The organism is Jujubicoccus corallicola (genome assembly GCF_047345645.1).
Lineage (GTDB): Bacteria > Pseudomonadota > Alphaproteobacteria > Rhodobacterales > Rhodobacteraceae > JBLEFH01.
Map to the genome: position 1 here is coordinate 1 of NZ_JBLEFH010000016.1, position 7,759 is coordinate 7,759.

Genomic DNA, 7,759 nt, shown 5'->3' on the forward strand with positions numbered 1-7,759 from the left:
AAAAAAGGTTCTCCTGCGCCTCCAGACGTCCCATCATCGCCTGATCCTCCCTGCCGATAAGGCAAGTGAATCAGTCGGTTGGGTCTCGATCAAGGTCAGAGTTTTTCACCAGCATCGGTGGTTTTTGGGAGGTGCCTTAAAGAAGTAGCCGCAAAATCCGGAACGTGCGGCCAGCGTCATACTATTCGGCATTCTCGGCCAGCCAACCTGTCATTCGGTCAATTTCACCGACCTGCGCGGCGATTATTTCTCCGGAAAGTTCGATCATATGCGGGTCGTCACCATGTTCAAGCAGCACCTGCGCCATGTCGATTGCGCCCTGATGGTGGGCAATCATTGCGCAGGCGAATGCCACGTCGGCATCTTCACGCATCATACCTTCCTCCATCGCGGGCATGGTAATTGCCATTCTGCGCATATTCTCCTGCACGTGCTCTGGCATGGCATCATGATCGTCACTCTCCGACCGCGCGTTGTAAGCGGGATCGTCGTGACCCATCGCCGAATGATCCATTTCCTCCATAGCAGAAACTTCGGTGCACTGTTCGGGGGGCTCGAACCCGGCATCCTGTGCCCAAGCTGGTGCGGAAAATGCCAACGCCGCAATGGTAGTTGCGAGGGCGGTCTTGATGATGTTCATTTTCGAGTTCTCCTGTTTATGTCGATTTCCGAGAGGAACGGTGGAGGACGTTTCAGGCTGCGAACCACATCCCCAACATCCAGAGGCCCATGCCCATCATCATCAGGTTTTCCGTCAGGCTTACGAAACCCAGAGGCACGTTCGAGTTGCCGCCCAGACAGGCACATTTCAACTCTCGTTTGTCGATGTATACGGCTTTGAACACGCTGATCGCGCCCACCGTTGCAATGAAGAGCGCCGCAGGAGCAGCAAGCGGGGTCAACAACATACCCGTCATCAGAATACCCGCCCCCGTCTCAACCCACGGATAGACATAGGCGTATGGCACCCACTTTCGCGCCAACAGATCGTAGTTGAGGAACATCGTCGTGAAGCTTTCGATGTCGCGGAGCTTCTGCATCCCCAAAAGGATCATCGAGACCGAGATGAACCAGCCGAGCGTTTGCCATGTGATCGTGCCGAGGAAGCCAATGGACAGCGCGAGCGCCGTCGCGGCGGCCACGGCGAAGAGGTAGATCACCGGTTTGTAGGTCGTGGCCTTCGGATCGTAGTCGGTGAGCTGCTGGCGTAGGGCATCATAGCCACCGACGCGCTCGCCGTCGATCCAGACCTGCGGTGTGGTGGGAACGTCGTATTCTTCCTTGAACGCATCGACTTCTGACCGTTCGCGGAATAGCCGGTCATCGACCTTGAACCCATTGCGGTCCAGAAGCCAGCGTGCCTTTTGCCCTGCCGGGCACAGATGGTTCGGCAGAGCCATGCGGTAGAGAACAGCTGTTTTCCCGATCGCGGCGGTGGCGGGATCGGTTGTTACGTCGGCAAAGTCGCGGGTGTCCTTTGGCATTTCATAATCTCCTTGCGATCAGCGTCAGCGAGAGTTGCGGACAAAATAAACGATACCGGTGATCAGAAAGGCGATGAACAGCAGGGCGATCAGTCCCATGCCGCCCATCATTATCCAGCCTGTACCTTCGTGCATTTCACCATTCATCATTGCTCAGTTCCCTTCTTCGATGCGGGGAGTGCCGGGGGCAGCGTCCTCGTTGGCCTCGATATCCGCGATGTATCGCTTCATTTCCGCGATCTCGCCGCGCTGCGCCTCGATGATCGCATCGGCCAGCTCGCGGACGCGCGGGTCGGAAATGTTGGCCCGTTCGCTGGTCAGGATCGCGATCGAGTGGTGCGGGATCATCGCCTTCATCCAGGCGACATCGCCAACGGTGTCCTGAGACCGGACAAGATAAACCCCGGCGACGAAGGCGATGGCTGCGCCCGCGAAAATCGCGATGTTGGCTTTCCGGTTGGAATACATGCCCAGCATGAAAGCGAGCATGATGATCGCCATCATCCCGCCCATGTAGAGCGCCATCCACATCCGGGTCTGCGAGAAGAAGACGTGATCGAGGGCGTAGGTGTTGAGATACATCAGGCCAAACATCACAACCGTCGAGGTGCCGATCATAGCGAAGAACCGGCCATAGCCGCTGCCTTTGCCGCTTTTGCTATGGTGATGCGTGCCGTGTGAATCCATTGTAGTGTCCTCCCGGTATGCCATTTCCTGCCTTGTTTATATACCCATATGGGGTATACAACAAGATAGTCCGCGGCAGGTTCCAAAAGGCAGGGAGACGCGACACGTGAAGGCAAACAAGGACAAGACACTGGATCGGCTTTCCCGTCTGGAAGGCCAAGTGCGGGGCGTGGCTGGCATGGTCGAGGCTGACCGCTACTGCATGGATATTCTTGCGCAGACAGCCGCAATCCGGTCTGCGCTCCTTAGTGTCGAAAAGCTCATCCTGGAGAACCATGCAGAGCATTGCGTCGAGACCGCCATCCAGAGTGGCGATCCAGAAGAGCAGCGTGCAAAGTTCGGTGAGCTCATCGGGCTTCTGCAAAAGGCGTCGCGGTAAGCTTTTCAAATCTACATAGCACTCGGTCCGCTAAAATACATTTTTCGCACAAACGCCAATCGCCTTGATCGCCGTTACAATAAGCTCGTTGCTCAAACTCAAAACGGTCTTGAAGTTTGATGCCAGTGCGGCGAGAGCAGCCATTCGCTACATAGCAGAAATTGAGCAAAACGGGCTCGAACCGGCCATGCGGCGGTGCGGCGTGCTGGACGCCCAAGCGAGTGGGTCTGCCCGGCCGAGACGGCCCGTTAATGCCGTTCACCGGGTTGGCCAATGCTGCGCTGCAACGTTCCTAGACCGGTCATTGGTGACACAGTGTAGCGTGGTCCGGCAAGCCAACCTCAGCAATGCAGAACGTTTCTGCCGGTCCCTGCAGGTGCTGCCCGCAGTGGGTCGACCGGCGGCGATGCGGTGTAAGCGGAACAGCTGCATCGCTCACGTGCTACGCAATGAGACCGCTGAACCGGCCCCGATGTGTTCGCGTTTCGATGACGAGCGCGCCATCCTCGATCCCAGTCCGGCGGATCGGTGTCTTTGTCAGAGCAATGCCCAGAGGTCGGCCCGCCTCCGTCAGCATCCGAACGCCCTTGTTCTCCACCAGCAAGACAAAGTCCTCGTCGACCAAAAGGTCGCATTTGGCCGTGCAGTCCTGCAGTCCCACAAGGCGGTCTCCCTCGACCACGTAAAGCCGGGTAAATGTTTGGATGTAGAGGTAGCGATCCGTTTCCAAGATCCGGATCGGCGCAGTGCCAACATCGTAGAGAGCGATCGGCTTGCCGGAATCATCGATGCGCAGGACACGCCCCTGGGAGGTTCCCAGCAACACCGTGTCGCCACGTCCAGAGAAAGCCGCAGCCTGAAGGCGGTCAGGTCCGCCGCCGGTCATAAAAGTCACGGTGGCGGAGAACGTCAGCAAATCCTCGGCGCTTTTCTTCCCCTGCAGATCATCGTGGCTGGCCCCGGTGAGTGCCTCGTAAGCGGCGTTAACCGCCTTCATCCGCGCTTCGTTGCCTGGGTTGAGGTCCGGGTGCAGCTGACGCACCAGGCCGCGGTATTTCTGTCGGATCTCATCCGGCGTTACCGGCAACGCAAGCTCAAGTTCCTCGAGCGCCTCCTCGATTTCTGCGGCGGTTCCCGTATGCCCGCCCATGCCGCCCACTTCGAAAGTATGATAGTAAGTGTCCACGGGACGCTCAGGCATACGGACGCCCCACAGGGGTTTTCCGTGCCGATCGATGCACCATGCTTCATCCACATGCGTGTAAAGGTATCTGTCCCGACTGGGGCTGAGCGCGATGCAGTTTATCGCCAAGTGGGGTTCCCCCCAGAAAATACCTCCGTCCCCGTCAAGATCGAGACGACGGCGCCCCGCTACGACTTCGGGCGTAGCGGAAAGGTCTGTCTCGAAATCGACCTTTAGGTCAGCGCCATAGACGGTCAAAATATTCATCTTGGACCGCGTCGCGAAACCTTGGCCTTCGGGATGAACATCGAGCGCATAAATCGGGCGCTCCAGTCGTTCGATCATCGGGTTGCCGCCCTGCTCGGCGCTGAACATCACCGCGCCTGGTGCACCGAGGCTTGCCTCGGATTTTGCGAGGTCATCGAAGGAGAGGACGCCGCCACGCGTGGTGAAGTGCTTTCGAAAGGCGGGGTCCGGACGATCCGCGGGCGCAATCGCCTCCACAGTGAGTTCTTGCCAAGCGCCGTCGGCATCCTCGAATGTTTCAGAGGTCGCAGGCAGCGCAACCTGGCTGGCCCAGACCTCGGGAGATGGTGGCAGCGGCAACAAGGTCAGCTTTTCGAGGTTTAGTTCGATGGGCTTGCCCGGCTTGGATCTGACCTGATGCGACCCAGGACGCGGCGGCTCGGTGTAGATTGTCGAAGCGTCCTTGGCACTCATCTCGACGCCATCTACGTAGAGCGCGTAGGTCTTTCCGCTCTTGGCGCGGGTGATCTCGCCAGCCTTCTCCAGCCACGAGATAAGGTTGCTGACAAGGCGACCGTCCTCGGCGCCCACTTCCGACTTCATCTTGTTCTGCAAGATGCCAGGCTTCGCTGCGACGGCCTTGCGAATGGCGTCGAAGAGGTCGATGGCGGCAAGATGCTTTTCGGCATCGGCGCGGTATTCCTCGAGATGATCGAATTCCGATACCAGTTCATGCAGCATCGCCAGTCCTTTCCGGTCACCGGTGATGGCCAGCATGGTGCCGCCTTGAGTGAGCGCGGGCATGCTCAGGTTGAGCCTCTTGCCGTTGCCTCTGGGATCCTCGAGCCACTTGCGAATGAGCGGCAGGCTCTTGCGCGCCGCGGTTGCCGCGTCCATGTACCTGCGATCGGATATACTTTCCTGCAGGGCCTGTAATTGGCTGAAGTAAGCCTGCCCCGGCATTTCATAGGATTGTGCCTCAAGGCGCTCCCTCGTTTCCCGTTCAAAGTCCTCAAAACGGTTGCGGCGCTCACTGCCCGCGCCATCATCGCCTGAACCGGCCGCCTCACAAATCACAGGAAGACCCTTGTTGCGCACGGCAGCGTTTTTTCCCCCGAACATCTTCCTGAAAATGCCAAACACCATGCTCCACCTGCCTTGTTTAAATATGGTGATAGGGGCGTCGTTCACTCGGGCTGTCAATCTCCCGCTTCAATTAAACGAAGGCTCAAGCTTCGTTGCGACAGATCGCTTTGAGTTCCATGCCGAGCTGGGGCACTGCGACGCGCTTGTTCTCGCCAAAGTGAGGCCGCCAGACCAACGAACGGCCCACAGCGGTCATTGGCAAGGATCACCTTTGCCGCAGCGCGGCTCCCCCATACCGGACCTTCATGGCACCGCGCAGCATCATCCAGTGCCCCAAGGTCAGCAGTGCGCAGTTTGGGGACCTAGCTCCGCTGACTCCATTTTCCAGAAGCTGACGTTCAGGCGGAGCGCGGCGAGCGGCTCCACCGATCCCTTCCCGCTCACAATACGGGCCTCACCGAACGGCGGCTCTCGCCAGCAGGCCAAAAACGTGCCAATACCACATGGGTTTTGCATTGGGGTTCTGCCCAGTCTAACTTTCTGTAGACGCAAGCCCCCTTAGGGAGGGCCCCAAACGACCATTTTTGACGTACAGGTTGTGGCTGGGTAGTTATTCCCAGCATGCTGGGATAAACTGGGTTCCGCTGCGCGGTCCATTAAAATCCGACCTTCGAAGCATAATATAATGAAACGACCAAAATATTTCTTTGGGAAGTTGTCCGGCGAGATGGGCCAACTGCGATCAGGAGACACGAGTGTTAGATATCCAAACCGGTAAGACGACAATTGAGGCAGGTCAAAAGACTCTGAAGGACATCTTCCTGGGCGATACCTATCGCTTCGAGATTCCCTCATATCAACGGCCTTACTCATGGACGACACGAGAGGCGCGCGAGCTTCTCGACGACGTAGTTGAGGCTATGGAGGATGATCAAGACGACTACTTCCTTGGCAGCTTCGTCCTCGTGAAGCAGCCAAATGCTAAGCATGCCGAAGTAGTTGATGGTCAGCAGCGGCTGACAACGCTGACAATCCTCTTGGCGGCTCTGCGCGATCTTAGCGAGAACGACGAGATCCGTAGCTACCTTGATCAGTTCGTCACGGTAGGTCGCGACCCCATCGGCAAGAAATCTTCCGGCGAACCAATCCTACGGGTTCGGGATAAGCCCGGGGAGCGGCTGGCCTTCGAACGCGTCGTACAGAAGGTCGGAGCTACCGCGAATGAGGGCAAGCGGAATGCTGGGGAGGCGGAGAGCGTCAGACATTACATCCGCAATGCCGCACTCTACCGCCACGCCCTCAGCGGGATGTCGGATGACAAGCGCCGCGATCTGATCGCTTTCCTGCGCGAGCGCTGCCTCGTCGTCGTGGTGGAGGTGCCGACGGCGACCGCGGCCAGACGCATTTTTCAAGTCCTCAATGCAAGAGGTCTGGACCTCCAGCCCACTGATATTCTTAAAGCCCGCCTGCTAGACAAGATCGACACTGCGCGGGTGGAGGACTACGCGAAGGCATGGGAGCGCCACGAAGAAGACATTGGCAGGGCGGCGTTCGCCCAGCTCTTCGCGCATATCCGGATGATCCACGCGCAGAAGAAGCCGAAGACTGCCCTGGAGGACGACTTCGAGAAGGACGTGCCTATATTCGTCGAGAAGCCGGTCACCTTCATGGATGACCTCTTGACGCCGATCGTGGACGCCTACGTTGCCTGTCGCGACGATATTGTCGCCCGGGACCGTTTCGGGGAGGAAACCGCCGAGCTCCTGCGCGCCCTTTGGCGGGTGGATAACTCCGACTGGTTGCCCCCCGTCCTCTCCTATCTGCTCAAGTTTGGAGAAAAAGGCGAGTTCAAGGCGTTCCTCCGGAAGTTTGAGCGTCTCACAGCGTACCTTTTCGTCACCCGCGAGCGCGTGAATGAGCGCATCAACAGGTCGGCGAGCGTCCTGCGAGCGATCGCGAAGGCAGATTCACATGAGGAGGTTATGGCAGGCCCGACACTTGACCTCTCGAAAGCGGAAGTGAAAGCGTTTCGGAAGGCACTCGACGGGGATCTCTATCTCTCTACTCGTGTTCGGATGCCAGTGCTGCTGCGCCTCGACGCAGCGATGGCCGACAACGCAGTCACCTATCACGGCAAGGAGACCATTGAGCATGTCCTCCCACAAGGTCCTTCATCGACATGGAGAGAAGCGTTCAGCGAGGAAGAGCGTGATCGGTGGACCCATCATGTGGCCAACCTTGTCTTGCTATCCCGGATCAAAAACAGCCAGGCGAACAACCGAGCTTTCTCCGACAAGAAAGTCGGATACTTCTCCGACGAGAAGGGCAAGACGAAGTACGTTCTGACCCAAGACGTTCTAAAGGAGGCAGTCTGGACGCCTAAAGTCCTGGAGGCCCGTCGTAAAAAACTTCGAAAAAAGTTCGATGAAATCTGGCAGCTGAATTGAGTCGACAGGTCGTTCTGAAACGCGGCTAGATCTAAACGCTGACGGCACCGGCGGGACCGGCCACGCGAAGCTCGCGAGAGTTGAAGGATGTATTAAAGCTCAACCATTTTGTCACCAGCGTAAACGACCGATTTAGGTGAAAAACTCGACCTACTACATCTTGTGTTTCGCCGAGACGCTTCCGCTCAGACCGCTGTTATCGCGGCCAAAGGCAGTGTTTTTGGATGGTGGCCGTTCAGCTCATTTC

Annotated in this window: 7 protein-coding genes; 2 read left to right on the plus strand and 5 right to left on the minus strand. The window is 57.8% G+C overall.

Going from position 1 to position 7,759, the window contains the following annotated elements:
• Positions 1–181 precede the first annotated feature (181 nt).
• Genes ACMA5I_RS15860 through ACMA5I_RS15875 form a run of 4 tightly spaced genes read right to left on the minus strand, consistent with a single transcriptional unit; the run spans position 182 to position 2,171 of the window.
• The gene (locus tag ACMA5I_RS15860; protein ID WP_525887258.1) at positions 182–640 is read right to left on the minus strand and encodes a DUF305 domain-containing protein; all 459 of its coding nucleotides are present in this window, start codon (positions 638–640) and stop codon (positions 182–184) included.
• 52 nt (positions 641–692) lie between these two features.
• Positions 693–1,484 carry a glutaredoxin gene (locus ACMA5I_RS15865; RefSeq protein WP_209059940.1) on the minus strand — a complete coding sequence of 264 codons (792 nt, stop codon included), beginning with the start codon at positions 1,482–1,484 and terminating at the stop codon, positions 693–695.
• Positions 1,485–1,508: 24 nt separating this feature from the next.
• Positions 1,509–1,634 (minus strand): hypothetical protein, encoded by a 126-nt coding sequence (locus ACMA5I_RS15870; protein ID WP_271118305.1) that lies wholly within the window; start codon positions 1,632–1,634, stop codon positions 1,509–1,511.
• Positions 1,635–1,637: 3 nt separating this feature from the next.
• On the minus strand, positions 1,638–2,171 hold the full coding sequence (locus tag ACMA5I_RS15875; RefSeq protein ID WP_247740555.1) for a DUF305 domain-containing protein: 534 nt from the start codon (positions 2,169–2,171) through the stop codon (positions 1,638–1,640).
• Between the two features lie 106 nt (positions 2,172–2,277).
• On the opposite strand from ACMA5I_RS15875, the gene ACMA5I_RS15880 reads away from it, so the two are divergent.
• Complete coding sequence (locus ACMA5I_RS15880; RefSeq protein WP_525887259.1) at positions 2,278–2,550, plus strand: metal-sensitive transcriptional regulator; 273 nt, start codon at positions 2,278–2,280, stop codon at positions 2,548–2,550.
• A 442-nt stretch (positions 2,551–2,992) separates the two neighbouring features.
• Here the strand turns inward: ACMA5I_RS15880 and ACMA5I_RS15885 are convergent, their stop codons facing one another.
• Complete coding sequence (locus ACMA5I_RS15885; RefSeq protein ID WP_525887260.1) at positions 2,993–5,125, minus strand: J domain-containing protein; 2,133 nt, start codon at positions 5,123–5,125, stop codon at positions 2,993–2,995.
• A 695-nt stretch (positions 5,126–5,820) separates the two neighbouring features.
• Between ACMA5I_RS15885 and ACMA5I_RS15890 the strand changes: the two genes are divergently transcribed.
• Entirely contained in the window at positions 5,821–7,512 is a 1,692-nt protein-coding gene (locus ACMA5I_RS15890; RefSeq protein ID WP_525887261.1) for a DUF262 domain-containing protein, read from the plus strand.
• The last annotated feature ends 247 nt before the right edge of the window (positions 7,513–7,759 follow it).

Coding starts and splice junctions, on each gene's coding strand:
- ACMA5I_RS15860 (WP_525887258.1), bottom strand. CDS start 640: ATGAACATCATCAAGACCGCCCTCGCAACTACCATTGCGGCGTTGGCA.
- ACMA5I_RS15865 (WP_209059940.1), bottom strand. CDS start 1,484: ATGCCAAAGGACACCCGCGACTTTGCCGACGTAACAACCGATCCCGCC.
- ACMA5I_RS15875 (WP_247740555.1), bottom strand. CDS start 2,171: ATGGATTCACACGGCACGCATCACCATAGCAAAAGCGGCAAAGGCAGC.
- ACMA5I_RS15885 (WP_525887260.1), bottom strand. CDS start 5,125: ATGGTGTTTGGCATTTTCAGGAAGATGTTCGGGGGAAAAAACGCTGCC.
- ACMA5I_RS15870 (WP_271118305.1), bottom strand. CDS start 1,634: ATGATGAATGGTGAAATGCACGAAGGTACAGGCTGGATAATGATGGGC.